Source organism: Streptomyces sp. NPDC029674, from assembly GCF_044903205.1.
Classification (GTDB): Bacteria; Actinomycetota; Actinomycetes; order Streptomycetales; family Streptomycetaceae; genus Streptomyces.
Genome location: NZ_JBJDPY010000009.1, coordinates 373,877 through 396,792 on the forward strand (window position 1 = coordinate 373,877; position 22,916 = coordinate 396,792).

Sequence of the window (22,916 nt, forward strand, 5' to 3'; positions counted from 1 at the left end):
ACCAAGCGTGTGAACCAAGTGTGCGGACCAAGTAAACGTGTAAGCGCGAACTAAATGAACGCAAGGGTGACCGCCCTCACAGCCCAAGAGATAGTCACCGGGATCGCCCAGGGACGTGAGCCGCACGCACCGCAGGCGCCACAACGCCGATGTCGTCGTTCAAGGAGGGCCCCGTGACCAGCACGGCCGACCCACAAGCGCAGCCCGCCCCCGTCAAGCGGGACCGCACGCACTACCTCTACATCGCCGTGATCGGCGCCGTGCTGCTCGGCATCGCCGTCGGTTTCATCTGGCCCGACTTCGCCAAGGAACTGAAGCCGGTCGGCACCGGCTTCGTGAACCTGATCAAGATGATGATCTCGCCGATCATCTTCTGCACGATCGTCCTCGGTGTCGGTTCGGTCCGCAAGGCCGCCAAGGTCGGCAAGGTGGGCGGCCTCGCGCTCGCCTACTTCATGGCGATGTCGGTCGTCGCGCTCGCCATCGGTCTGCTCGTCGGCAACATCCTGCACCCGGGTTCGGGCATGGACATCACCGAGTCCGAGAAGGGCGCGGGCCACGACGCGGCCGACGAGGCCGACAAGGGGCTCGTCGACTTCGCGCTCGGCATCATCCCGAAGACGCTGGTCTCCGCCTTCACGCAGGGCGAGGTGCTGCAGACGCTGCTCGTCGCGCTGCTCGTGGGCTTCGCCCTCCAGGCCATGGGCCGCTCCGGCGAACCGGTCCTTCGCGGCATCGAGCACATCCAGCGCCTTGTCTTCCGGGTGCTCGGCATGATCATGTGGGCCGCCCCGATCGGCGCGTTCGGCGCGATGGCGGCCGTCATCGGCGAGACCGGCGCGGACGCGCTCAAGGCGCTCGCCACGATCATGATCGGGTTCTACGTCACCTGCGCGCTGTTCATCGTGATCGTGCTCGGCACGCTGATGCGGCTCGTGACCGGGGTCAACCTCTTCAAGCTGCTCAAGTACCTGGGCCGCGAGTTCCTGCTCATCCTCTCGACCTCGTCCTCCGAGTCCGCGCTGCCGCGGCTCATCGCGAAGATGGAGCACCTGGGGGTCAGCCGCCCGGTCGTCGGCATCACGGTCCCGACCGGCTACTCGTTCAACCTCGACGGCACCATGATCTACCTGACCATGGCCTCGCTCTTCATCGCCGACGCCACGGACCAGCCGCTCGGCATCGGCGAGCAGATCTCGCTGCTGCTCTTCATGATGATCGCGTCCAAGGGCGCGGCGGGCGTCTCCGGTTCGGGCATCGCGGTCCTCGCGAGCGGCCTCCAGTCGCACAAGCCCGCCCTTGTCGACGGCGTCGGCCTGATCATCGGCGTCGACCGCTTCATGAGCGAGGCCCGCGCCCTCACCAACTTCGCGGGCAACGCGGTCGCCACGCTGCTGATCGGCACCTGGACGAAGGAAGTCGACAAGGAGCGGGTCACGGCGGTACTCGCCGGACAACTCCCCTTCGACGAGCGTACGTTGGTGGACGACGGCCACGGTCCTTCCGCCGCCGAGGACGCCCGCGACGCGGACGCGGACCCCGACGTGGACGCCGTACTGGAGCCGCGAGACGACGGCAAGCAGCCGGTGAAGGTGTAGTCACCGGCCGCGCGCCTCACGAAGGGGCCGCCGGGACGGGGCCGCCGGGCGCCGCCCACGACGTACGGGAGCTTCCTCCTCGTACGCCGTGGGCGGCGCTTTCGCGTGCGCGCTCAGGTGGCCGATCGGTCGTGGGGCAGCGCGGCGATGATGTCCCGCACCCGCGCCACCGGAACGCCCGCCGACATGAGCGCCGTCGACGCGGCGGCGCGGCCCGCGTCCTCGGGGGCGAGCAGGCCGTCGTTGACGGCCTCCATCAGGCCGAAGAGCTGCTGTTCGTGGACGTACGCGAGGGCGGCGGGCGGCAGGGGCGAGGTGAACGCGCCCTGGCCGAGGCCGAGTCGCAGCACGTTCACGCACTCCTCGCGGACCGGGGCGAGGCGCTGTCTGATGCCCTCCATCGCGACGCTGCGCTGGGCGAGGGCGACGAGGAGGCGGTAGCCGTCGGCGATCTCCCAGACGGCCACCATCGAGTGGGCCAGCGACTCGGCGGGGTCGTCCGAGCGGGCGCGTCCGGAGGCGTGGGCCGCGGCGACCGCCTCGACGGCGCCGTCGATGAGGGCGCCGATCAGCGCCTCGCGGCTGGGGAAGTGGCCGTAGACGGTCCTGCGTACGACGCCCGCCGCGCGCGCGATCTGGTCCATGGAGGCGTCCGGATCGCGCAGCAGCTCGGCGAGGGCCACCTCCAGGATGCGGCGGCGGTTGGCGTCGGCTCGGCTCATGGGCTCCATTGTGCACGCGCCCGTTTTGCACACCAGTGTGCAGTGGCGTAAGTTGCACACTCGTGTGTAATTGCACAGTGCTGTGCAAGGTCACCGGCAAGCACGACGAGCACGGACGTATGTGGACAAGGAAGGGTGAGGCTTCGGTGGCTCTGCTCATGAAGCAACCGGTCGAGGAGATGAAGCAGCCGTACGCACGCCGCTGGTGGGCGCTGCTGGTGCTCTGCCTGAGCCTGCTGATCATCGTGATGGCGAACACGGCGCTGACCGTCGCCGCCCCCGACATGACCAAGGACCTCGGGCTCTCCAGCTCCGACCTGCAGTGGGTCATCGACGGCTACACCGTTCCGTACGCCGCGCTGATGCTGCTGCTCGGCGCGATAGGCGACAAGTACAGCCGGCGCGGCGCCCTCGTCCTCGGCCTCGTCGTCTTCGGCGCCGGATCGGTCGCGGGCTCGCTGGTCGACAGCTCGGGCGGGGTCATCGCGGCCCGCGCGGTGATGGGCTTCGGCGCGGCGATGATCATGCCGGCGACGCTGTCGCTGCTCGCGGCGACGTTCCCGCGCGCGGAGCGGGCCAAGGCGATCGTGCTGTGGACCGCCACGGCGGGCCTCGCGATCGCGGCCGGCCCGCTGGTCGCCGGCGCGCTCCTGGAGAACCACGGCTGGGCGTCGACCTTCCTGATCAACGTGCCGGTGGCCGCCCTCGCGATCGTCGGCGCCTTCGTGCTCATCCCGCCGTCCAAGGCCGGGCACTCCAACCGCATCGACTACGTCGGCGGACTGCTCTCCGTGATCTGGACCGGCGCCCTGATCTACATGATCATCCAGGGCCCGCACTTCGGCTGGGACGTCAAGGCGGTCTCGGCGGCGGTCGTCGCGGGCGTCGGCCTGCTCGCCTTCGTAGCCTGGGAGCTCCGCCACCCGCACCCGATCCTGAACGTCCGCCGCTTCCTCGACCGCCGCTTCGCCGGCTCGAACCTCGCGGTGGCGCTCTTCTTCCTGGCGGTCTTCGGCGCGTTCTACTACCTCACGCAGCACCTCCAGTTCGTCCTCGGCTACAACCCGCTGGAGACGGGCGTGCGGATGCTGCCGCTCGCGGGCGCGGTCTTCGTCGGCTCGGCCCTGACCGGCTATCTGACCCCGCGCATCGGCATGAAGATCACCGTGTCGGCGGGCATGGTCGCGGGCACGGTGGCGCTCGCGCTCCTGACGCGGGTGGACGCGTCGTCCTCGTACGGGGACTTCGTCGCGCCGCTGATCATCCTGGGCGTGGCCATCGGCCTCGCGCTGTCGCCCTGCACCGACGCGATCATGGGCGCGTTCCCCGAGTCCGAACTGGGCGTCGGCGGCGCGGTCAACGACACGTCCCTCGAACTCGGCGGCTCGCTCGGCATCGCCATCCTCGGCTCGGTGCTCGCCAGCTCGTACTCCTCGAAGCTGGGCGACGCGGCCGCCGCCTCCGGCGCGAAGCTGCCCGACGGCACGCTGGAGACCGCGCAGGACTCGGTCGGCGCGGGCTACGCGGTCGCGCAGGGCATCGGCGACCAGGCCCGCGCGACGGCGGAGAAGGCGGCCCACGCCGGTTCGCAGCAGCAGGCGGCCCAGCTGAAGGGCCAGGCCGAGCAGCTCGCCCAGGGCGCGGGCAAGATGGCGGACGCGGTCGGCTCCGCGTTCTCGGACGCGGTGGCGCACACGAGCCTGATCGGCGCGGTGATCCTCGGCGCGGGGACGGTGCTGGTGGCGGTGCTGCTGCCGAGGAAGTCCGCCTCGGCTGCGGCTGCCCCGGAGGGCGCCGACGCGGACGAGAACGTACGGAACCGGGAGCGGGAGCCTCAGCGGTAACTGCGTAGCGTTTCAGCGGTAGCGCCCCCGGCGCCGGCGATGTCGGCGTCGGGGGCGTTGCCGTAGTTCCCGCTACTGGCCGTTCGGCGCGCACGAGCGTCCGGCGTGCGCCACGAATGCGGACCAGGACGACGGGTGGAGGAGGAGGGCGGGGCCCTGGGGGTTCTTGGAGTCTCGTACGGCTATGCCGGTGTCGGGGGTTGCGGACAGGTCGGCGACCTCCAGGCAGTTCTGGCCGGTGCCGTCGCTGTACGACGACTTGAACCAGGCCCGGTCCGGGGCGAGATCGGGCGCTGTGTGGCGAGTGTTCATGGTCTACAGCTCTCGTTCTAGTCGGTTCAGGAAATCAGGCGTGTCCTCGGGTGGCAGGGCCGAAGCGGCCATGGCGTCGAACCGGCGCATGAACCGGTCGACTTCGCGGCGCTTGTCCGAGGTGTGCGTCGATCCCCGGCGCCGGGGGCGGTGCCGTTTCCGGTCCGGAACGGCACGGTCGCCCTCAGCTGCTATCCGCTATTGGCCGTTCGGCGTGCCCGCGCGGCTCGCGTGGGCCACGAATGCGGACCAGGAAGACGGGTGGAGGAGCAGGTTGGGGCCCTGGGGGTTTTTGGAGTCTCGTACGGCTATGCCGGTGTCGGGGGTCGCCGTCAGGTCGGCGACCTCCAGGCAGTTCTGGCCGGGGTCGCTGTAGGACGACTTGAACCAGGCGTCTTCGCTGATCAGTTCGGCCGTGGGGCGGTGAGTCCTCATGGATTTACAGCTCTCGTTCTAGTCGGTGCAGGAAATCCGGTGTCTCCTCGGGCGGCAACGCTGATGCTGTCATGGCGTCGAACCGGCGGCTGAAGCGATCGACTTCGCGCGGTTTGTCCGAGGTGGAGACAGAGCCCCAAGCGCTGTCGGTCTGGACTCGCGGCGGCAGTGCGTTGCCGAAGTCGAGGAGTACGAAGTCGTTGGTGGAGCGGTAGCTCCTGCGGAAGGGCAGCACCTGGACGGTGACATGATCCCAGCCCGACAACTCCTCGATCCTTCCGTACTGTTCGCGCATCACGTCGGCATCACCCGCAACGTGGCGCAGGGCTGCCTCGCCGAGGATGACGTGCAGCTTTACCGGGTACTCCCGGGTGAGCACTTCCTGGCGCCTCATCCGCAGCTCCACGCTACTTCGGATGAACTCGGTGGTGTACTCCTCGATCGGCTTGTGCGCCTCGTGCGTGGCGCGTGCGTAACGCTCGGTCTGGAGCAGGCCGTACACCACCGTCGGGTGGTAAGCCTTCATGGCGCGCGCCTCTGGTTCCAGCCCGACGAAGCCAGGCATGCCCGCGGGCATGAGGCCTCGGTATTGCGTCAACCAGTCCTGGTTGCTGGATTCCCGGTTGAGGTTGATCAGAGACTCGACGACGGCTTCGTCGGTGACGTTGTACCTGTCCAACAGCTTCCGCAGGTCTCCTACGTTGCGGAAGTTCAGGGCGCCCGCCTCGATGCGCTGGAGCGAGGCTTCGGAGATGCGCAGGCCCTGCGCCGCTTGGCGGCGTGTGAGGCCGCCGCCTCGATCGCCGAGTCCGCAGTTCTCACGCAACTGCCGCAGCTGTAGACCGAGTTCGAGACGTTGTGCTGTCCGCCCGCGTTTGGCCGCCATGTGCACCACCTATGTGTCGTCGTGCGAGTCGCTGGGTGACGTGCGCCGAGTTTGGCAGCAACTGTGCGGCTCGCGCGGCCCTTTGTGCAGATCTGCGCATAGTCCAATTTCGACCCGGCTGATTAATCAGCCGGGTTTCGATTGAAGTCACGAAGACGGCTCGGTCACGGTAGTCGGGCACTGCTCGTACCGGCCGGGGGACCCACCCCATGCCGCCGAACAAGGGTTCCGCTCATGCCCGATCTCAAGGCTCCCCCCGCCCGCGACTGGGTCATGGGCTACCCCATGGCCCTCGCCACCGTCCGCCTCGCCCGCCGGCACGTCCGCCATCGGCTCACGACCTGGGAGTGGACCGGGGACATCGACGACGCGGTCCTCGTCGTCTCCGAACTGCTCGCCAACGCCGTGCGCCACGGCAGGCTCCCCGGTCACCACGTGTGGCTGCGCCTTGCCGTGGAAGAGGGGGCGGGGCTCGTCGTCGACGTCTCGGATCCGGTGCCCATGTTCCCGGGGTTCGACGGGGGCTTCGGCGCGGCCGTGGACGAGGGAGAGGGCGGGCGCGGCCTGCTCGTGGTGCGGCAACTCACCGTCGAGTTCGAGTGGTTTCCGCGTACGGGAGTCGGCAAGACCGTACGCGCCAGGCTTGCCGAAGGCGCCCGTGGCTGACCGACCGGACCGAAACCCGACACCCCCAACCGTTGACACCACTCCAGTTGAAGTACTACGGTCTGACCACTTCACCCGGAGTACAACGAACGGCGTGGCTCGTCGCCACGGCCGAGGCCAAGGAGCCCGCATGCGAAAGCTCGTCTACTTCATCGCCGTCAGCCTCGACGGTTTCATCGCGGGCCCCGACGGCTCCGACCCCACTGGCCCCGACGGTTTCTGGCCGGTCGCCCAGGACTACGTCCAGCACCTCGCGGAGACGTACCCGGAGACCCTGCCGGCCCCGGCCAGGGAGGCCCTCGGCATCACCGCGGAGGGGACCCACTTCGACACGATCCTGGAGGGCCGCAGGACGTACATGATCGGCGTCGACGCCGGGCTTCCCAACTGCTACCCGCACCTGCGGCACTTGGTCTTCAGCCGCACCTTGACCAAGAGCCTCGACCCCGGTGTCGAGCTGGTCGCCACCGACCCGGTCGAGAAGGTGCGGGAGCTGAAGCGGGAGGAGGGCAAGGACATCTGGCTGTGCGGCGGCGGTGAGCTCGCCGGGGCGCTGCGCGGCGAGATCGACCGGCTCGTCGTCAAGCTCGCCCCGATGACGCTGGGTTCGGGCACGCCCCTGTTCGCGCAGAAGACCGCGTTCGACCCGGTGCTGTACGAGCGGACGGACGCGGTGCTCCTCGACAGCGGCACGATCTTCCTGACCTACGACAAGGCTGCCGGGGACGCCGTGTAGAGGCCCGACCAGGGGTACTTCGGGGTGAGGCGCCCTCCGCCGCGAGGGGGAGCCGTTCGCCACGTGCGCGTGATTCCCGTGCGTCCGCTGCCGACCAGAGTGGACGCATGGCGATCAGCGAGACGACGACCACGGCCACCACTACCCCGGCGCGACCCGTGCCTCTCTGGGCGGAGCGCGTCGCCCGGCTGCTTCCCCTCCTCGCCCTGCCCGTGTGCCTGTGGCGGCTGCCCATCGGGTTCGACCACCTCATGGGGGCGGACGTCGCCCCCATGTCGTGGTCCCGGTGGGCCAACGTGTCGTACGTCGTCACGCTCAGCCTGCTGACCGAGGCGTGCGCGCTGCTCTGCCGCGGACTGGTGCGGCCGTGGGGCGAGGTGGTGCCGCGCCGGGTGCCCGGGCTTGGCGGCAGGCGTATACCGCCGTACGCGGTGACCGTGCCCGCCACCCTGCTCGGGCTGCTCTTCACCGCGCTGCTGGTCGACTGGGTGCTCTGCACCTTCCACCTCGCCGGGTTCTCCGACGTCCCGTACACCAACGGGTGGTGGCGGCTCCTGGCCGCCGTGACCAGCGGCCTGATGGCGCTGTGGGGGCCGCTGATCCTCGCCCTGACGTACGGATACCACCGGCGCCGGCGCGGTACGGGTACGGGTACGTCTGCTTAGGCGGCGGATCCGGCGGACCCGGCGGTCCTCAGGCGGTGGCCCTCGCCCGCCGCGGCGCGCAGCAGTACGTCGGTCAGTTCCCCGGGGGTGGAGAGCATCGGCCAATGGCCCGTCGCCATGTCGAAGAACGTGGCGCGCGGGTCGGCCAGGTGCTGGACGAGCGGCAGGCCCGACGCCACGAGGGATTCGAGGGCGGCGATGTCCATCGTGCCGCCCGTGGTGCAGAAGACGCCGGTCATCGGCAGGGCGGCGACCGCCTCCGAGATCCGGAGCGGCTGGGCGTACGGGCCGGCCGGGGCGGGCGCGGCGAGGCGCGCGAGCCGGTCGAGCGCTTCGTCGGGGACGCCCGCGAGGTTCCCGTGGGCCCGCCACTCGTCGCGCGTCGGCGCGGGGATCCGCCAGCCGTCCTCGGCCTGCTCCTGCTGGCGCAGCGTGCGGTCGCGGGCCGGCCCGTCGGGCATCTGCTCGCGCACCTGGTCGATCATGGAGTAGCCGTCCTGGGGCATCGGCGAGTCCAGGTACACGAGCCGGGAGATCCGGTCCTTGCACCGGTCGGCGGCGCCCGCGGCCGGATAGATGCCGTAGCAGTAGCCGACGAGCACCACCTCGGGGGCGTCGACGTGGTCGATCAGCTGCGTCACGTCCTCGATGTGGGTGTCGAGGCCGACGCCGGGCCCGGCGAGGTGGCGGCGGTCACCGAGGCCGGTGAGCGTCGCCGCGTGCACCTCGGCCCCGGTCGCCCGCAGCCCGGCGGCCACGTCCCGCCAGAGCCAGCCCCCCGTATGCCCACCCGACACCAGCACGAACGCCGTCATGACTCCTCCTACTCCTACTGCTGCACCGCGATCCCGCACGGCCCGCCGAACCGGCCACCCGCGCTCGCCGCTACGGTAGGAACTCCCCCTGAGGGAGGTTCAAGCCGTGTCGTCCGAGTCGCCCGAGTCGCCCGAGCCGTCCGAGCCGTCCGAGTCGCCCGACGGAATGGTGCCCGGCGAGACATCGCCGCCCGGCGATGTGTCGAGCACCGCCGGCGGCGTGGCGGGCTTCGTCGGCGACATGCCGAGCACCGCCGGCGGCGTGGCGGGCAGCGGCGGTGGCGTGCCGAGCAGCGGCGGTGACGTGCCGAGCGCCGACGGTGACGTGCCGGGCAGCGTCGGCGGCGTGCCGGGTTCCGTCGGTGGCGTGGCGGGCAGTGGCGGTGACGTGCCGGGTTCCGTCGGTGGCGTGGCGGGCAGTGGCGGTGACGTGCCGGGCTCCGTCGGCGGCTCGCTGAACAGCGGCGGTGACGTGCCGAGCACCGCCAGCGCCATTCCGAGCACCGCCGGTAACGCGCCGAGCATCCCCGGCGACATACCGAGCACCGCCGACAACATGCTGAGCATCGGACAGCTCGCCGAGCAGGCGGGCGTCACCGTCAAGACCGTCCGTTTCTACTCCGACCGTGGCCTGCTGCCCGAAGCCACCCGTAGCGGGGGCGGGCACCGCCGGTACGGCCCGGACGCGCTCGACCGGCTCCGCCTCATCCGCTCCCTGCGCACCCTCGACCTGCCGGTCCCCGACGTGAGCCGGGTCCTGGACGAGGAGGACGCGCTGGAGGACATCGTCGCGGGGCAGCTGCGGGAGGTCGGGTCGCGGCTCGCCGCCCTGCGCTGGCGGGAGGCAGCCCTGCGACTCCTCACCGACTGCACCGCGCGGGAACGCGCCGAGCGGCTGCGGCTGATCGGCGCCGTGTCCACGCCGCCCGGCACCGACGCGATCGCCCGCTTCTGGCGGCACTGGCTGCCCGCGCGGCTCCCCGCCCGGGTTGTCCAGGCCGTCGTCCACCAGGCCGTGCCGACCCCGCCCGACGCCCCGACCCCGGCGCAGGTCCTCGCCTTCGCCCGGCTCCAGGACTTCGTCATCAGGCCCTGTTTCGTCTCGGGCCCCCGCGCCGGTACGGACTACGGTCAGCCCGAAGTGCACCTGCCCGGCAAGGGATACCGTCCCGCAGTCCTCTACGAAGGCCTCCCCGAGGCGTACGAGCTCGCCGCGCCCGCACTGCGGGCAGGCCGCGCCCCGCACGGCGGCGAGGCGCTCGACTGCTTCGTCGCCGTCCACGCCGCCTCGCTGGGCCGGCGCGACACCGCGGACTTCCGCCGCGAGCTGCACCGCATGCTCGCCGCCGAACCCCGCATCGACCTCTACTGGCAGCTCACCGCCGAAGTCGTGAGCCCGCCGGGGGGACCGCCGGAGCCGACCCCCGGAGCCGCCGACAACTGGCTCCGGGAGGCGCTGGCCGCGACCGCGCCGGCCCCGGACTACGGGCGCGTCCACACCGCGACGTAGTCCACCGCCATCGCGTGGCCGGGCCGCGTCGCGGCCGTCGGCGTCGCACGGCCCGCCACGCCGTCCGGGAAGCCGCCGCCCATCGCCACGTTTAGCAGGATGAAGTAGCCCTGGTGGGACGTCATGTCGGTCCACGTCTTCGCCGAGAAGCGGTCCTGGCTCAGGGTGTGGAACCGCTGCCCGTCGACGTACCAGCGCAGCTGATTGGGCGTCACCGAGCGGTCCCACTCGAAGCGGTACGTGTGGAAGGCCGCCTGGCAGGCGGCGCCGGGGCAGGGGCGGCTGGCGCCCAGGCCCTGCGTCTCGTTGCAGTCGCCGCCCGGGTTGACGCCGCAATGCAGCACGCCCCAGACCGAGTTGATGCCGTTCACGTTCTCCATGACGTCGAACTCGCCGATGGACGGCCAGTTCTGGTAGTTGCCGCGGTAGGGCGAGCCCAGCGCCCAGAACGCCGGCCAGTACCCGAGCGCCGCGTCACCCGTGACGTCCGGCATCCGGATGCGCCCCTCGATGGCCAGCGTGCCGCCCGCCGGGGCCTTGAAGTCGCTGCGCCGCGTCTCGATCCGCGCGGACGTCCAGTTGCCCGACGCGTTCTTGCGCGGGGTGATCCGCAGGTTGCCCGCGCCGTCGAGGCTGAGGTTGTCGCGGGAGTTCGTGTACTCCTGGATCTCGCCCGTGCCCCAATTGGGCGGCCCGCCGGGGTAGTTGTGGCCCAGGTCGACCTGCCACTTCTTCGACGAGGGCGCACTGCCCGCGGCGCTGTTGAAGTCGTCGCTCCACTTGAGCGACCAGCCGGGCGCGGGCGGCGGCACGTCACCGCTGGCCGTCCCGGGCGTCATCAGCGCCCCGAGCAGGCCGACGGCGGCGAGCCCGGCCAGGAGGGGAGTCCTGCGCGTCGGACGAGGCGTGCGGAGTGTGCGGGCCGTGGAGTCTGTGGGAGCTGTGGGAGCTGTGCGGGCCGAACTCATCGGGTACCTCCGTGAGGGTGGGGGGAGTGTGACGGCGAACCGTGAGAGCGCTCTCAGAACCGTGCTGCTGGTTTTGTAGTTGTGGTCGCGGCGCGCGTCAATGGCTGTGGTGCGTCAACTTCCCGAAGACGTACGGTGGTTGTGTGAACGTCGACTTCTGGTTCGACCCCGTGTGTCCGTACACCTGGATCACCTCACGCTGGCTGCGCGAGGCGCAGAGGGTGCGGGACATCGACGTCCGCTGGCGGGTGATGAGCCTGGCCGTGCTCAACGAAGGCCTCGCCGTCGACCCGGAGGATCCGGACGGGCTCTACGGGGAGTACATGAAGGCGCCGGGACGGGTCTGCGCCGCGGTCCGCGAGCGGCACGGGAACGAGGCGCTCGGGCGGTACCTCGACGCGCTCGGCGAGCGGCTCCACGAGCGGCAGGACTGGTCGGGCGTGGCCGCCGCGCTCACCGACGCGGGCCTTCCCGCGGACCTCGCGTCCGTGGCGATGACCACGGAGTACGACGCCGCGGTACGGGCCTCGCACGAGGCGGGCATCGCCCTCGTGGGCGACGACGTCGGCACGCCGGTGCTCTCCGTCGACGGCGTGGGCGCGCTCTTCGGTCCCGTCGTGTCCCCGGCCCCGAAGGGCGAGGCGGCCGGCCGGCTGTGGGACGGGGTGGTGCTGATGGCCGGGGTGGAGAGCTTCCACGAGTTCAGGCGGGCGTACGGGGGCCCGGACTTCAGCTGAGTACTGCACGCGGAGCGCTTACCTTTCGGTGCGTACCTGACTAATTAGTCTGTACTTGTGGGGAGTTGGCGCCTCGCCAACGATGGTGAGCATGACCAAACACCCCCTCCCCTCTGTCACCGTCCTCGGACTCGGCTCCATGGGGCAGGCCCTCGCCGGTGCCTTCCTCGACGCCGGTCACCCCACCACCATCTGGAACCGCTCCGACGGCAAGGGCGACGGCCTCGTCGCCCGGGGTGCCGTCCGCGCCGCCACGCCCGGTGAGGCGGTCCGCGCCTCCGAGGTGGTCGTCGTCTGCGTCGTCGACTACGACGCCGCGCAGGCCGTCCTCGACCGGGCGGCCGGGGACCTGCCCGGACGCCTCCTCGTGAACCTCACCTCCGACACCCCGGAGCGCGCCCGCGAGGCCGCCGCCTGGGCCGAGGCGCTCGGCGTCGACTACCTCGACGGCGCGGTCATGGTTCCCGTACCGATGATCGGCACACCGGACGCGCTGGTCTTCCACAGCGGCGCGCGGTCCGCGTACGACAAGTACGAGACGACGCTCAGGGCGCTGGGCGGGCAGTCCACCCACGTCGGCGAGGACCCGGGGCTCGCCGCCGTGTACGACCTCTCCGTCCTCGACTTCTTCTGGACGGCGATGCACGGCATGGTGCACGGCTTCGCCCTCGCGGCCACGGAGGGCGTGCCGGGGGCGGCCGTCGCCCCGTACATGAAGGCCCTCGCCGGCCTCCTCGCGAGCGTCGTTGACGGTACGGCGGAGGACCTGGACTCGGGGGAGTTCCCCGGCGACCTGGACAACCTCACCGTGGAGGCGGCGAACGTGCGGCACCTCGTGCGCGCCGCCGAGCACCGCGGCCTCGACGCGGCCGTTCTGCGCGGCGTCCTCACGGCGGCCGACAGGTCGATCGGCCTCGGGCACGGCGCCGACAACTGGTCCTCGATCGTCGAGGGCATCCGCAACCCCGCCTGACCTGCGGGGCCGTGGGCAGCCCGGCCTTGACGCCCGGGCGGCGGTCGGGGGCGCCCGCGGACGGGTAGCGGGCCGCGGTGGCCTCCATCGTGGCCCGTGCAACGGATCAACAGGCGTGCAAAGGAGGGCTCTCAGCCGCGTGCGTGGGTGAAGACGAAACGGCCCTCGAATTCGATCACAGGTCCGGGGTGGCGGGTGTCGATCTCGCGCAGGCCCTCCGCCAGTTCATCGTCGTCGAAGGTGCTGAGAAGCGACATGAAGCGGTTGGCCACCCAAGCCAGCCACTGCTCCTTGGCGATCGACAGGTGATATCTCTCGCACGTCACCTCGACCCTCAGACCGCAGCCGGTAAGCACCCTCGCCATGTCCTCAGGGTCGATGTAAGCCTGCTCATGCTGCTTCACCGCCTTGTCGAACAGCGGATAGTCGATGCGCAGCGGCCAGGTCACGATGACGAGCCGGCCTCCCGGAGCGAGCAAGGACGCCAGCGTGCGCAGTGCCATCGGCACATCACGAGCGTGATGAATGACGTCCTTGGCCAGCACCCCGTCGAGCCGCCCCGCGTGGGGGAGCTGGACAGCTCCAGTGGCCAGATCCTCGATGGACGCGCGCACCGGTACGAAGGAAGGCGTTGTCGGTAGTTTTGCCAGCATCTTCGTGGAAGGGTCGACGCACACGACGGTGAGCGCATCCTCAGCCATGGACCGTGCGTACAGGCCGCTGCCACACCCGATGTCCGCGGCTCGGTCCTGGGGCTGGAGTGCGAGCCTGGTGCCGATGCACCGGTTCATCCATGAGACGAAAGCCGGGCTGTGGGCCCAGCTCTCCTCGAAGTCGTCGGCGAGCCGCTCGTAGTGGGCGGCAAGATCATCGGGCTGCAGGGTCATGCCACTCACCGAGTCCACACGTTGTTTCTGCGGGTCAAAGCGGAATGCACGATGGCATCGACGACTCGGTGCCGTAAAACAGCCTCCCCTGCGAGCCACCTCCACGCACAACGGCATCCGCCATTGGAGGCAGTTTGGCGACAGGGCGTCCTTCATCTACTGGCAGCCGGCGTCCGAGGTGACGACCCGGCCATTCGTCCGCCCCGTGTGTGACGACTGTATAGGCGGCTTCGGCGCGGCGCCCTGCGGCTACGTCGGACGGCGCGAGGGCCACACGTGGCCTGGCCTTGACGCCCACGTCAAGGATTACGGTCTGGGTATGCGAATCGGCGAGCTCGCGGCGCGCGCGGGGACGACCACGCGGACGCTGCGCTACTACGAGTCCCGCGGGCTGCTCCCCGCGCGGCGCACAGGCAACGGCTATCGGACGTACGACGAGGACGACGTGCGGCTCCTGGAGCAGATCAGGACCCTCCAGGATTTCGGGTTCGATCTGGAGGAGACCAGGCCCTTCGTGGAGTGTCTGCGCTCCGGGCATCCGGAGGGCGACTCCTGCCCCGCGTCGCTCGCCGTGTACCGCCGCAAGCTCACCGAACTCGACGCGTTGATAGGCGAGTTGAACGCGGTGCGGGAGCAGGTGGGGGCGCAGCTCGTACGGGCCGAGGCGGCGCTCGAGGGTGGCCCCGAGCCGCGGTGCGAACTGACCGGATGAGGAGAGTGGTGGCAGTGAAGGCAGCAGGCGTCGCCGAGGTGACGGACGCGGATTTCGAGGGGGAGGTGCTGCGCGAGGCGGACCGCCCCGTGCTCGTGGAGTTCACGGCGGACTGGTGCGGCCCGTGCCGGCAGCTGGCGCCGGTGCTGAGCGAGATCGCGCGGGAGGAGCCGGACCGGATAAAGATCCTTCAGCTGGACGTGGACCGGAGCCCCGAGACCGCGATCGCGTACAAGGTGCTCTCGGCGCCCACCATGATCGTGTTCCGTGGCGGTGAGCCCGTGCTGCAGCTGGTGGGCGCGCGGGCCAAGCGGAAGCTTCTCGCGGAGCTGGCCGAGGTGCTCTGAGGGCCATCGGATGCGAGAGGGCGCGCGGGAGGGCGTAAGAGATAAGCCCCGGACGAATTGACGTCCGGGGCTTATCTCTGCTTATATTGGATTCTTTCGCGAAGCTCTTGCCATTTGCGCATGACGGCTTCACGAAAAGCTTTATACGAGCACTGTAACTGGCGAGGGGCTGAATTGTCAACCGAGGAATTGCGTGAAGAGCAGCAATTCGTCTCCGGGCTGTACGCACGCCTGGACGCGCTGCGCGAGGAGGCCGAGACCGCCGTGCAGGCGTCGTTGTCGCAGGTGGGCACCGGTCTCCAGGCCCGCCTGGAGCGTGATGTGCTGGTGGCCGAGCAGTCCGGGCTGCTCGCCGCCTTCGACGCGGGGGAGAACGGGCTCTGCTTCGGGCGGCTCGAATTCCGCGACGGCCGCGATCACCACATCGGACGCATCGGAATCCGCGCGTCCGACACCGAACGCACCCCGCTCGTGATCGACTGGCGTGCCGATGTCGCGCGCCCCTTCTATCTCGCGACGGGGCATACGCCGATGGGTCTGCGCAGACGCAGGCACATCACCACCAAGGGCCGCGAGGTCACGGATCTGCACGACGAGATCCTCGATCTCGGCGACACCACCCGCACGGGCTACGAGAGCTCGGACGCCGACGAGGTGCTCCTCGCCGCGCTCGACTCGGCGCGCACCGGCCGCATGCACGACATCGTGCAGACCATCCAGGCCGAGCAGGACCGCATCATCCGCGCCCCGCACCGCGGCGTGCTCGTCGTCGAGGGCGGGCCGGGGACGGGCAAGACGGTCGTGGCGCTGCACCGCGCCGCGTTCCTGCTCTACGCCCACCGGGAGCTGCTCGCCAAGCGGGCCGTGCTGGTCGTCGGCCCGAACCCGGCGTTCCTCGGCTACATCGGCGAGGTGCTGCCCTCGCTCGGCGAGACCGGCGTGCTCCTCTCGACGGTCGGCGAGCTGTTCCCCGGCGTGACCGCGACCGGCACCGACAGCCCCGAGGCGGCCGAGGTGAAGGGCCGCGCGGAGATGGCCGACGTGCTCGCCGCCGCCGTGCGGGACCGGCAGCGGACGCCCGAGCCGGGCGAGCCGATCGTCATCGAGCACGACGACGGCGATCTGATCCTGGACTGGACGATCGCCGACCAGGCGCGCGAGGCGGCCCGCGCCGCCGACGTGCCGCACAACCTCGGCCGGCCGCACTTCGCGTTCCGGATCATCGACGCGCTGACCGCGCAGCTCGCCGAGCGCATCGGCCACGACCCGTACGGCGGGCCGAACTTCCTGGGCCCCGACGACATCGCCCAGCTCGGCAAGGGCATCGCGGCCAGCGCCGAAGTGCACGCCGCCATCGAGGAGTTGTGGCCGACGCTGACCCCGCAGCGCTTCGTCGCCGAGTTCCTGGAGGAGCCGACCGGCCTGGACGAGCGGGACGCGGCCGCGATCCGCCGCCCGTACGACGCGCCCTGGACGCCCGCCGACGTCCCGCTGCTCGACGAGGCCGCCGAGCTGCTCGGGCACGACGACAGCGCCGAGCGTGCGGCCGCCGAGGCGGAGCGGGCCAGGCAGATCGCGTACGCGCAGGGCGTCCTCGATGTCTCGCGCGCCTCCCGGACGTACGAGTTCGAGGACAAGGACGAGGACGACGCCGAGGTCCTCCTCGCGCACAACATCATCGACGCCGAGCGGATGGCCGAGCGCCAGGAGGAGGCCGACCACCGCAGCGCCGCCGAGCGTGCGGCGGCCGACCGCACCTGGGCGTTCGGGCACATCATCGTCGACGAGGCGCAGGAGCTCTCCGCGATGGCCTGGCGGCTGCTCATGCGGCGCTGCCCGACGCGCTCCATGACGCTCGTCGGCGACCCGGCGCAGACCGCGGAGGCGGGTGGCTGCGGCTCGTGGGAGAGCATCCTCGCGCCGTACGTCGGGGACCGCTGGGAGTACACCCGGCTCGGCGTCAACTACCGCACGCCTGTCGAGATCATGGAGGTGGCGGCCGAGGTGCCCCGCCTCGAACAGCCCGGCTTCATGCCGCCGAGCTCGGTGCGGTCCACGGGCGTACGGCCCTGGGCGCGCCGCACCGACGACCTCGCCGCCACCGTGGCCGACGCGGTGGCCGACGGGGCGCGGGACGAGGGCCGCCTCGCGGTGATCGCCCCGCACGAGCTCCACGCGGAGCTCGCCGCGCGGCTGCCCGGCGTGACGGCCGGGCGGACCCCGGACCTGACGCGGCCGGTCGTCCTGATCGACCCGCGGCAGGCGAAGGGCCTCGAATTCGACACGGTGCTTGTCGTCGAACCCGCGCGGTACGGCGCGAGCGACCTCTACGTCGCCCTGACCCGGGCCACGCAGCGCCTCGGCGTGGTCCACACCGAGGAGCTGCCCGTGCCGCTCAAGGGGATCGAGCGCTGAGAGCCTGTGTCATAACCCCGGTCGGATCAGTGGGCGGCGGCCACCCGGCCGGGGTTATGACACAGGCTCTGAGGAGGGCCGGGCGGGTCACACCGGCCGCAGCCACACCGTGGCCAGCGGCGGCAGCGTAAGCCGCAGCGACGCGGGGCGGCCGTGGGACGGCACCGGGTCCGGCTTGAGGGGGTCGGGGCTGGTGACGTCGCCGCCGCCGAAACGGGCCTCGTCCGTGTTCAGGACCTCCTGCCAGGCGCCGAACCCGTCGGGCATGCCGAGCCGGTAGGCGTGCCGCACGACGGGGGAGAAGTGGGAGACGGCGAGGAGCGGGGTGCCGCCCTCCGCCGGGTACCGCAGGAACGCGAAGACATTGTCCTCGGCGGCGTCGCCGTCCACCCAGGCGAAGCCCTCGGGGTCCGTGTCGCGCTGCCACAGGGCGCCCTCGCGCCGGTAGACGGTGTTCAGCTCGCGGACGAGGTCGCGCATGCCCCGGTGGTCGGGTTCGGCGCCGTACGCCGGGTCGAGCAGCCACCAGTCGGGGCCGTGCGCCTCCGACCACTCGGCGCCCTGCGCGAACTCCTGCCCCATGAAGAGGAGTTGCTTGCCGGGGTGGGCCCACATGAAGCCGAGGTAGGCGCGCTGGTTGGCGCGCTGCTGCCACCAGTCGCCCGGCATCTTCGACACCAGCGACCGCTTGCCGTGCACGACTTCGTCGTGGGAGATGGGCAGGACGTAGTTCTCGCTGTAGGCGTACACCATCGAGAACGTCATCTCGTTGTGGTGGTACTTGCGGTGCACCGGCTCCTTGGAGACGTAGTCGAGGGAGTCGTGCATCCAGCCCATGTTCCACTTCAGGCCGAAGCCGAGGCCGCCGAAGCCTCCAGGGCCCTGGTGGTGTGTCGCCCGGGTCACGCCGTCCCAGGCCGTGGACTCCTCGGCGATGGTGACGACGCCGGGGGAGCGGCGGTAGACGGTGGCGTTCATCTCCTGGAGGAAGGCGACGGCGTCGAGGTTCTCGCGGCCGCCGTGCTCGTTCGGCGTCCACTGGCCGTCCTCGCGCGAGTAGTCGAGGTAGAGCATCGAGGCGACCGCGTCGACGCGCAGGCCGTCGATGTGGAACTCCTCGCACCAGTAACTGGCGTTCGCTACGAGGAAGTTGCGGACCTCCTTGCGTCCGTAGTCGAATTCCAGGGTGCCCCAGTCGGGGTGTGCCGACCGGGCCGGGTCCTCGTGCTCGTACAGGGGCCGGCCGTCGAACTCGGCGAGCGCCCAGTCGTCCCGCGGGAAGTGGGCGGGCACCCAGTCCATCAGGACGCCGATGCCCGCCCGGTGCAGCGCGTCGACCAGGAACTTGAAGTCGTCGGGCGTGCCGAGGCGGGCGGTCGGCGCGTAGAAGCCGGTGACCTGGTAGCCCCAGGAGCCGCCGAAGGGGTGCTCGGCGACGGGCATCAGCTCGACGTGCGTGAAGCCGAGGTCCGCCACGTACGCGGGCAGCTGCTCGGCCAGCTGACGGTAGGTCAGTCCCGGTCGCCAGGACGCGAGGTGGACCTCGTACACCGAGAAGGGCGCCTCGTGGGCCGCCATCTCGGCGCGGCGCGCCAGCCACTCCGCGTCGTGCCACTCGTGGTGCGACTCGTGCACCACCGACGAGTTGGCGGGCGGTGTCTCCGTGCGGCGCGCCAGCGGGTCGGCGCGCAGGGTCGTCGAACCGTCGGGCCGGGTTATCTCGAACTTGTACAGCTCGCCCTCGCCGACGGACGGCACGAACAGCTCCCAGATCCCCGTGCCGCCGAGCGAACGCATCGGGAAGCCGGTGCCGTCCCAGAAGTTGAAGCTGCCGACGATGCGGACGCCCCGGGCGTTGGGCGCCCACACCGCGAACCGGGTGCCGGTCGCGCCCTGGTGGACCATCGGCCGCGCGCCGAGCGCCGTCCACAGCTGTTCGTGGCGCCCCTCGCCGATCAGGTGCAGGTCGAAGTCGCCGAGCGAGGGGAGGAAGGAGTAGGCGTCATATATCTCCAACTCCGTTTCCTCGTACGTGATGTGGAGCCGGTAGCCGTCCGGGACGGCCCGCAGCGGAAGCACCGCGGAGAAGAAGCCGTCGCCGTCGTCGCGCAGCTCGGCGCGGAGGTCCTCGGCGACCACGGCGACCGCCTTCGCGTACGGGCGCAGCGCCCGGAAAGCTATCCCGCCGGGCACGGGGTGCGCGCCGAGGACGCCGTGCGGGTCGTGGTGCGTGCCGCTCAGGAGGCGGGCGCGGTCGCTCTCCGGGACGGGGGAGTCGGTGACGGGCGGCGGCGCGGCGCCGGGTGCGGTCACGGCTCCGGACGTGCTCTCGGCCCCGGCGCCGGAGGGCGGCTCGGCCTGTGGCTGCCCGGCCGCCGCTCCGCGGCCCTTCGCCGGTGCTTTCGCCGCCGCCTTCCTGGCGCTCTTGCTGCTCTTGGAGCTCTTGAAGCTCTTCGCGTGCTGGTCGTCGGACGGTTTGCGGGGGCGCGGGGTCACGGGGGAGGCCTCCTCCGGAGGAGTGGTCAGTGGGCGTCGTCGGCGGGGCCGTCCTGGGCGAGGCGGCGGACCGCGGCCAGCGGCACCGGCAGCCAGTCGGGACGGTGGCGGGCCTCGTAGAGGACTTCGTAGACCGCCTTGTCGGTCTCGTGGGCGCGCAGCAGCACGGGGTCCATGCGCGGGTCGCGGCCCGAGACCTCCGCGTACCCGGAGCAGTACGCGGCCCGGCACTCGTCGGCCCAGTCCGGGTCCCACGTGCCGTGGGAGGCCGCGTAGTCGAAGGAGCGCATCATGCCCGCCACATCGCGGACCGGCGGCTGCGGCAGGCGGCGCTCGGCGAGCGGCCGCGCGGGCTCGCCCTCGAAGTCTATGAGTGACCACTCACCGGCGGGGGAGCGCAGGCACTGCCCCAGGTGCAGGTCGCCGTGGACGCGCTGGGCCGTCCACGACTGGCCCTCGCCGCCCAGGTCGGCCAGCGCCTCGAAGGCGGTGAGCAGCCCGGGGGCGTAGGGGCGCAGCGCGGGGACCGCCTGCGCCGCCGAGGTGAGACGTTCCGCCATGGCGTCCGCGGCCGCCTCGACCTGCGCCCGGCCCAGGGTGACGGTGGGCAGCGCGGCCGCGAGCGCCGCGTGCACCTCCGCCGTGGTGCGGCCGAGGGCCCGTGCCTCGCCGGTGAAGGTCTCGCCCTTGGCGCGCATCCGCAGGGCCAGCTCCCAGCCGTCCTCGGCGCCCGCCAGGTACGGCTGGAGCACACCGAGGCCGCAGCGCTCGGCGTCGTCCGCGCCGTCCGACAGGTCGGCGAGGAACCAGGCGGCGGGCGCGGGGACCCGGGCGCAACCCCGGCGTGCCAGGTGCAGCGGGAGCTCCAGGTCGGGGTTGACGCCGGGCACGACGCGGCGGAACAGCTTGAGGATGAACGTATCGCCGTATACGAGCGAGGAGTTGGACTGCTCGGTGGTGAGCAGCCGCGGTATGAGCCCGGAGGGTATCTCGGCGCTCATGTCGCGCTCGAAGCGGAGCACGCCGTGCCGGCCCGGCATCCGCAGCCGCTCGAGGAGCAGCTCGGTGAGGTGCCGGTCGTGCAGCGCCTCGTACACCGTGTTTCCGGCGAGGGGGCCCTCGGTGACGTGGCCGATGAGGGCGGGGGCCAGGTGCGTCGGCAGGGTGCGGCGTACGCCGAGCAACAACTGGTAGCAGTCCATGGGCCGTTCGGCGGTGGCGCCGTCGAGCGGGGTGCCGTGCGGGGGAACGATGGGCTGGCGGATCCGCAGCAGGAGGTGCAGCAGGCCCGTCGGTGAGCCGTGCGGCAGGAGTTCGGTCGCCGCCACCGCCTCCAGGGCGCTGATCGGGCGGCCCTTTCCGGCGAACCACCGCTGCCGCGGCAGCCACTCGCGCAGCAGCGGGTCGAGCGAGGCGAGCAGCGCGGTGGCGTGGGCGGTGGGGCGGATGACGGCTTCCGACATGGCGTCGCGTCCTTTCCGCGTCGCGGACAGGCAGAGTGCGGGAGTGCCGGTGGTGCGGAGAAGAGTGCCGGTTGTTGCGTAGGAGTGCCCAGGGCGGGGCGGCGGAAACCGCCCCGCGAGGGCGTCGCGATGCCGGAGCCTACGCCGGTTCCTTGCGCAACCGGAACCAGTAGAACCCGTGTCCCGCCAGTGTCAGCAGGTACGGGAGTTCACCGATGGCCGGAAAGCGCACTCCGCCGATGAGCTCCACGGGATGGCGTCCGGCGAACGCCTGCAGATCGAGTTCGGTGGGCTGCGCGAAGCGGGAGAAGTTGTGCACGCACAGCACGAGGTCGTCCCCGTCGTCGCCGGTGGACGGCGCTTCCCGCAGGAAGGCGAGGACCGCCGGGTTGGTGGAGGGCAACTCGGTGTAGGAGCCGAGTCCGAACGCCGGGTTCTGCTTGCGGATCTCGATCATGCGCCGCGTCCAGTGGAGCAGGGAGGACGGGGAGGACATGGAGGCCTCGACGTTGGTGACCTGGTAGCCGTAGACGGGGTCCATGATCGCGGGCAGGGAGAGCCGGCCGGGGTCGCAGGAGGAGAAGCCCGCGTTGCGGTCGGGGGTCCACTGCATGGGGGTGCGGACCGCGTCGCGGTCGCCGAGCCAGATGTTGTCGCCCATGCCGATCTCGTCGCCGTAGTAGAGGATCGGCGAGCCGGGCAGGGAGAGCAGCAGGGCGGTGAAGAGTTCGATCTGGTTGCGGTCGTTGTCGAGCAGGGGCGCGAGCCGGCGGCGGATGCCGATGTTGGCGCGCATGCGGGGGTCTTTCGCGTACTCCGCGTACATGTAGTCGCGTTCTTCGTCGGTGACCATTTCGAGGGTGAGCTCGTCGTGGTTGCGCAGGAAGATGCCCCATTGGCAGCCGGAGGGGATGGCGGGGGTCTTGGCGAGGATTTCGGATACGGGGTAGCGGGATTCGCGGCGTACGGCCATGAAGATGCGGGGCATGACGGGGAAGTGGAATGCCATGTGGCATTCGTCGCCGCCGTTCTGGAAGTCCCCGAAATAGTCGACGACGTCCTCCGGCCACTGATTCGCCTCGGCGAGCAGGACCGTGTCCGGATAGTGTGCGTCGATCTCGGCGCGGACGCGTTTCAGCAGGTGGTGAGTGCGCGGAAGGTTCTCGCAGTTGGTGCCCTCTTCCGCGTACAGATACGGGACGGCGTCGAGGCGGAAGCCGTCGATACCGAGGTCGAGCCAGAACCGCAGCGCCGAGATGATCTCCTCCTGCACCGCCGGGTTCTCGAAATTGAGGTCGGGCTGGTGGGAGAAGAAGCGGTGCCAGTAGTACTGCTTGCGGACGGGGTCGAAGGTCCAGTTGGAGGCTTCGGTGTCGACGAAGATGATGCGGGCGTCCTGGTACTGCTTGTCGTCGTCGGCCCAGACGTAGTAGTCGCCGTAGGGGCCTTCGGGGTCGTTTCTGGAGGCCTGGAACCACGGGTGCTGGTCGCTGGTGTGGTTCATGACGAAGTCGATGATGACGCGCATGCCGCGCTGGTGCGCGGAGTCGACGAATTCCACGAAGTCGGCGAGGTCGCCGAATTCGGGGAGGACGGCGGTGTAGTCGGAGACGTCGTAGCCGCCGTCGCGGAGCGGGGATTTGAAGAACGGTGGCAGCCAGAGGCAGTCGACACCCAGCCATTGCAGGTAGTCGAGTTTGGCGGTGATGCCTTTGAGGTCGCCGATGCC

At 70.8% G+C, this 22,916-nt stretch carries 20 protein-coding genes and 1 pseudogene; 11 read left to right on the forward strand and 10 right to left on the reverse strand.

Translation table 11 applies throughout. The features are described from left to right. Positions 1–149 precede the first annotated feature (149 nt). The gene (locus tag ACI2L3_RS23665) at positions 150–1,598 is read left to right on the forward strand and encodes a cation:dicarboxylate symporter family transporter (protein WP_404754362.1); all 1,449 of its coding nucleotides are present in this window, start codon (positions 150–152) and stop codon (positions 1,596–1,598) included. Positions 1,599–1,711: 113 nt separating this feature from the next. Here ACI2L3_RS23665 and ACI2L3_RS23670 read toward each other — a convergent pair whose 3' ends face one another. Then, positions 1,712–2,320 (reverse strand): TetR/AcrR family transcriptional regulator, encoded by a 609-nt coding sequence (locus ACI2L3_RS23670; protein ID WP_404754363.1) that lies wholly within the window; start codon positions 2,318–2,320, stop codon positions 1,712–1,714. A gap of 158 nt (positions 2,321–2,478) precedes the next feature. Here ACI2L3_RS23670 and ACI2L3_RS23675 point away from each other — a divergent pair, with 158 nt between their 5' ends. Further along, positions 2,479–4,164, forward strand: a complete 1,686-nt coding sequence (locus ACI2L3_RS23675; RefSeq protein ID WP_404754394.1) for an MFS transporter — start codon at positions 2,479–2,481, stop codon at positions 4,162–4,164. Between the two features lie 72 nt (positions 4,165–4,236). Here ACI2L3_RS23675 and ACI2L3_RS23680 read toward each other — a convergent pair whose 3' ends face one another. The 3 genes from ACI2L3_RS23680 to ACI2L3_RS23690 all read right to left on the reverse strand — a co-directional run bounded on the left by ACI2L3_RS23680 (position 4,237) and on the right by ACI2L3_RS23690 (position 5,797). Continuing rightward, a complete protein-coding gene (locus tag ACI2L3_RS23680) occupies positions 4,237–4,476 on the reverse strand; it encodes a DUF397 domain-containing protein (protein ID WP_404754364.1) in 240 nt (79 codons plus the stop codon). A 198-nt stretch (positions 4,477–4,674) separates the two neighbouring features. Next, positions 4,675–4,911 carry a DUF397 domain-containing protein gene (locus ACI2L3_RS23685; RefSeq protein ID WP_404754365.1) on the reverse strand — a complete coding sequence of 79 codons (237 nt, stop codon included), beginning with the start codon at positions 4,909–4,911 and terminating at the stop codon, positions 4,675–4,677. A 4-nt stretch (positions 4,912–4,915) separates the two neighbouring features. Further along, on the reverse strand, positions 4,916–5,797 hold the full coding sequence (locus tag ACI2L3_RS23690; protein ID WP_404754366.1) for a helix-turn-helix domain-containing protein: 882 nt from the start codon (positions 5,795–5,797) through the stop codon (positions 4,916–4,918). A gap of 234 nt (positions 5,798–6,031) precedes the next feature. Here ACI2L3_RS23690 and ACI2L3_RS23695 point away from each other — a divergent pair, with 234 nt between their 5' ends. The 3 genes from ACI2L3_RS23695 to ACI2L3_RS23705 all read left to right on the forward strand — a co-directional run bounded on the left by ACI2L3_RS23695 (position 6,032) and on the right by ACI2L3_RS23705 (position 7,864). Further along, positions 6,032–6,463 (forward strand): ATP-binding protein, encoded by a 432-nt coding sequence (locus tag ACI2L3_RS23695; protein WP_404754367.1) that lies wholly within the window; start codon positions 6,032–6,034, stop codon positions 6,461–6,463. Positions 6,464–6,593: 130 nt separating this feature from the next. After that, positions 6,594–7,199, forward strand: coding sequence for a dihydrofolate reductase family protein (locus tag ACI2L3_RS23700; protein WP_404754368.1), 606 nt, complete (start codon positions 6,594–6,596; stop codon positions 7,197–7,199). Between the two features lie 107 nt (positions 7,200–7,306). After that, positions 7,307–7,864 carry a hypothetical protein gene (locus tag ACI2L3_RS23705; protein ID WP_404754369.1) on the forward strand — a complete coding sequence of 186 codons (558 nt, stop codon included), beginning with the start codon at positions 7,307–7,309 and terminating at the stop codon, positions 7,862–7,864. Here the strand turns inward: ACI2L3_RS23705 and ACI2L3_RS23710 are convergent. Further along, the gene (locus tag ACI2L3_RS23710) at positions 7,861–8,679 is read right to left on the reverse strand and encodes an alpha/beta fold hydrolase (RefSeq protein ID WP_404754370.1); all 819 of its coding nucleotides are present in this window, start codon (positions 8,677–8,679) and stop codon (positions 7,861–7,863) included. The genes ACI2L3_RS23705 and ACI2L3_RS23710 overlap by 4 nt on opposite strands. 556 nt (positions 8,680–9,235) lie before the next feature. On the opposite strand from ACI2L3_RS23710, the gene ACI2L3_RS23715 reads away from it, so the two are divergent. Then, positions 9,236–10,189 (forward strand): MerR family transcriptional regulator, encoded by a 954-nt coding sequence (locus ACI2L3_RS23715; RefSeq protein WP_404754395.1) that lies wholly within the window; start codon positions 9,236–9,238, stop codon positions 10,187–10,189. Here ACI2L3_RS23715 and ACI2L3_RS23720 read toward each other — a convergent pair. Beyond that, a pseudogene (locus ACI2L3_RS23720) lies at positions 10,168–11,157 on the reverse strand (glycoside hydrolase family 16 protein); the annotation flags it as partial. The gene ACI2L3_RS23715 and the pseudogene ACI2L3_RS23720 overlap by 22 nt on opposite strands. Before the next feature lie 143 nt (positions 11,158–11,300). Here ACI2L3_RS23720 and ACI2L3_RS23725 point away from each other — a divergent pair. Together ACI2L3_RS23725 and ACI2L3_RS23730 are read left to right on the forward strand one after the other, a co-directional pair. Continuing rightward, a complete protein-coding gene (locus ACI2L3_RS23725) occupies positions 11,301–11,894 on the forward strand; it encodes a DsbA family protein (RefSeq protein ID WP_404754371.1) in 594 nt (197 codons plus the stop codon). 91 nt (positions 11,895–11,985) lie between these two features. Continuing rightward, the gene (locus ACI2L3_RS23730) at positions 11,986–12,867 is read left to right on the forward strand and encodes an NAD(P)-dependent oxidoreductase (RefSeq protein WP_404754372.1); all 882 of its coding nucleotides are present in this window, start codon (positions 11,986–11,988) and stop codon (positions 12,865–12,867) included. A gap of 131 nt (positions 12,868–12,998) precedes the next feature. On the opposite strand, the gene ACI2L3_RS23735 is transcribed toward ACI2L3_RS23730, so the two are convergent. Next, the gene (locus ACI2L3_RS23735; RefSeq protein WP_404754373.1) at positions 12,999–13,754 is read right to left on the reverse strand and encodes a class I SAM-dependent methyltransferase; all 756 of its coding nucleotides are present in this window, start codon (positions 13,752–13,754) and stop codon (positions 12,999–13,001) included. Between the two features lie 319 nt (positions 13,755–14,073). Between ACI2L3_RS23735 and ACI2L3_RS23740 the strand changes: the two genes are divergently transcribed. The 3 genes from ACI2L3_RS23740 (at position 14,074) to ACI2L3_RS23750 (ending at position 17,228) form a co-directional block, all read left to right on the forward strand. Next, positions 14,074–14,466, forward strand: a complete 393-nt coding sequence (locus ACI2L3_RS23740) for a MerR family transcriptional regulator (RefSeq protein WP_062774186.1) — start codon at positions 14,074–14,076, stop codon at positions 14,464–14,466. Beyond that, the gene (locus ACI2L3_RS23745) at positions 14,463–14,813 is read left to right on the forward strand and encodes a thioredoxin family protein (protein WP_404754374.1); all 351 of its coding nucleotides are present in this window, start codon (positions 14,463–14,465) and stop codon (positions 14,811–14,813) included. The genes ACI2L3_RS23740 and ACI2L3_RS23745 overlap by 4 nt, the downstream gene beginning before the upstream one ends. A gap of 174 nt (positions 14,814–14,987) precedes the next feature. Then, the gene (locus ACI2L3_RS23750; RefSeq protein ID WP_404754375.1) at positions 14,988–17,228 is read left to right on the forward strand and encodes a HelD family protein; all 2,241 of its coding nucleotides are present in this window, start codon (positions 14,988–14,990) and stop codon (positions 17,226–17,228) included. 87 nt (positions 17,229–17,315) lie between these two features. Here the strand turns inward: ACI2L3_RS23750 and glgB are convergent, their stop codons facing one another. The 3 genes from glgB to treS all read right to left on the reverse strand — a co-directional run. Beyond that, complete coding sequence (glgB, locus tag ACI2L3_RS23755; RefSeq protein WP_404754396.1) at positions 17,316–19,541, reverse strand: 1,4-alpha-glucan branching enzyme; 2,226 nt, start codon at positions 19,539–19,541, stop codon at positions 17,316–17,318. Positions 19,542–19,750: 209 nt separating this feature from the next. After that, positions 19,751–21,187, reverse strand: coding sequence for a maltokinase (locus ACI2L3_RS23760; RefSeq protein ID WP_404754376.1), 1,437 nt, complete (start codon positions 21,185–21,187; stop codon positions 19,751–19,753). Positions 21,188–21,326: 139 nt separating this feature from the next. Beyond that, on the reverse strand, positions 21,327–22,916 hold a 1,590-nt coding region (gene treS, locus ACI2L3_RS23765), incomplete at its 5' end, for a maltose alpha-D-glucosyltransferase (RefSeq protein WP_404754377.1).

Bases quoted from the DNA above. Each gene is read 5' to 3' on its own strand.
- ACI2L3_RS23665 (WP_404754362.1), top strand. From the start codon at position 150: ATGTCGTCGTTCAAGGAGGGCCCCGTGACCAGCACGGCCGACCCACAA.
- ACI2L3_RS23670 (WP_404754363.1), bottom strand. From the start codon at position 2,320: ATGAGCCGAGCCGACGCCAACCGCCGCCGCATCCTGGAGGTGGCCCTC.
- ACI2L3_RS23675 (WP_404754394.1), top strand. From the start codon at position 2,479: ATGAAGCAACCGGTCGAGGAGATGAAGCAGCCGTACGCACGCCGCTGG.
- ACI2L3_RS23680 (WP_404754364.1), bottom strand. From the start codon at position 4,476: ATGAACACTCGCCACACAGCGCCCGATCTCGCCCCGGACCGGGCCTGG.
- ACI2L3_RS23685 (WP_404754365.1), bottom strand. From the start codon at position 4,911: ATGAGGACTCACCGCCCCACGGCCGAACTGATCAGCGAAGACGCCTGG.
- ACI2L3_RS23690 (WP_404754366.1), bottom strand. From the start codon at position 5,797: ATGGCGGCCAAACGCGGGCGGACAGCACAACGTCTCGAACTCGGTCTA.
- ACI2L3_RS23695 (WP_404754367.1), top strand. From the start codon at position 6,032: ATGCCCGATCTCAAGGCTCCCCCCGCCCGCGACTGGGTCATGGGCTAC.
- ACI2L3_RS23700 (WP_404754368.1), top strand. From the start codon at position 6,594: ATGCGAAAGCTCGTCTACTTCATCGCCGTCAGCCTCGACGGTTTCATC.
- ACI2L3_RS23705 (WP_404754369.1), top strand. From the start codon at position 7,307: ATGGCGATCAGCGAGACGACGACCACGGCCACCACTACCCCGGCGCGA.
- ACI2L3_RS23710 (WP_404754370.1), bottom strand. From the start codon at position 8,679: ATGACGGCGTTCGTGCTGGTGTCGGGTGGGCATACGGGGGGCTGGCTC.
- ACI2L3_RS23715 (WP_404754395.1), top strand. From the start codon at position 9,236: ATGCTGAGCATCGGACAGCTCGCCGAGCAGGCGGGCGTCACCGTCAAG.
- ACI2L3_RS23730 (WP_404754372.1), top strand. From the start codon at position 11,986: ATGACCAAACACCCCCTCCCCTCTGTCACCGTCCTCGGACTCGGCTCC.
- ACI2L3_RS23735 (WP_404754373.1), bottom strand. From the start codon at position 13,754: ATGACCCTGCAGCCCGATGATCTTGCCGCCCACTACGAGCGGCTCGCC.
- ACI2L3_RS23740 (WP_062774186.1), top strand. From the start codon at position 14,074: ATGCGAATCGGCGAGCTCGCGGCGCGCGCGGGGACGACCACGCGGACG.
- ACI2L3_RS23745 (WP_404754374.1), top strand. From the start codon at position 14,463: ATGAGGAGAGTGGTGGCAGTGAAGGCAGCAGGCGTCGCCGAGGTGACG.
- ACI2L3_RS23760 (WP_404754376.1), bottom strand. From the start codon at position 21,187: ATGTCGGAAGCCGTCATCCGCCCCACCGCCCACGCCACCGCGCTGCTC.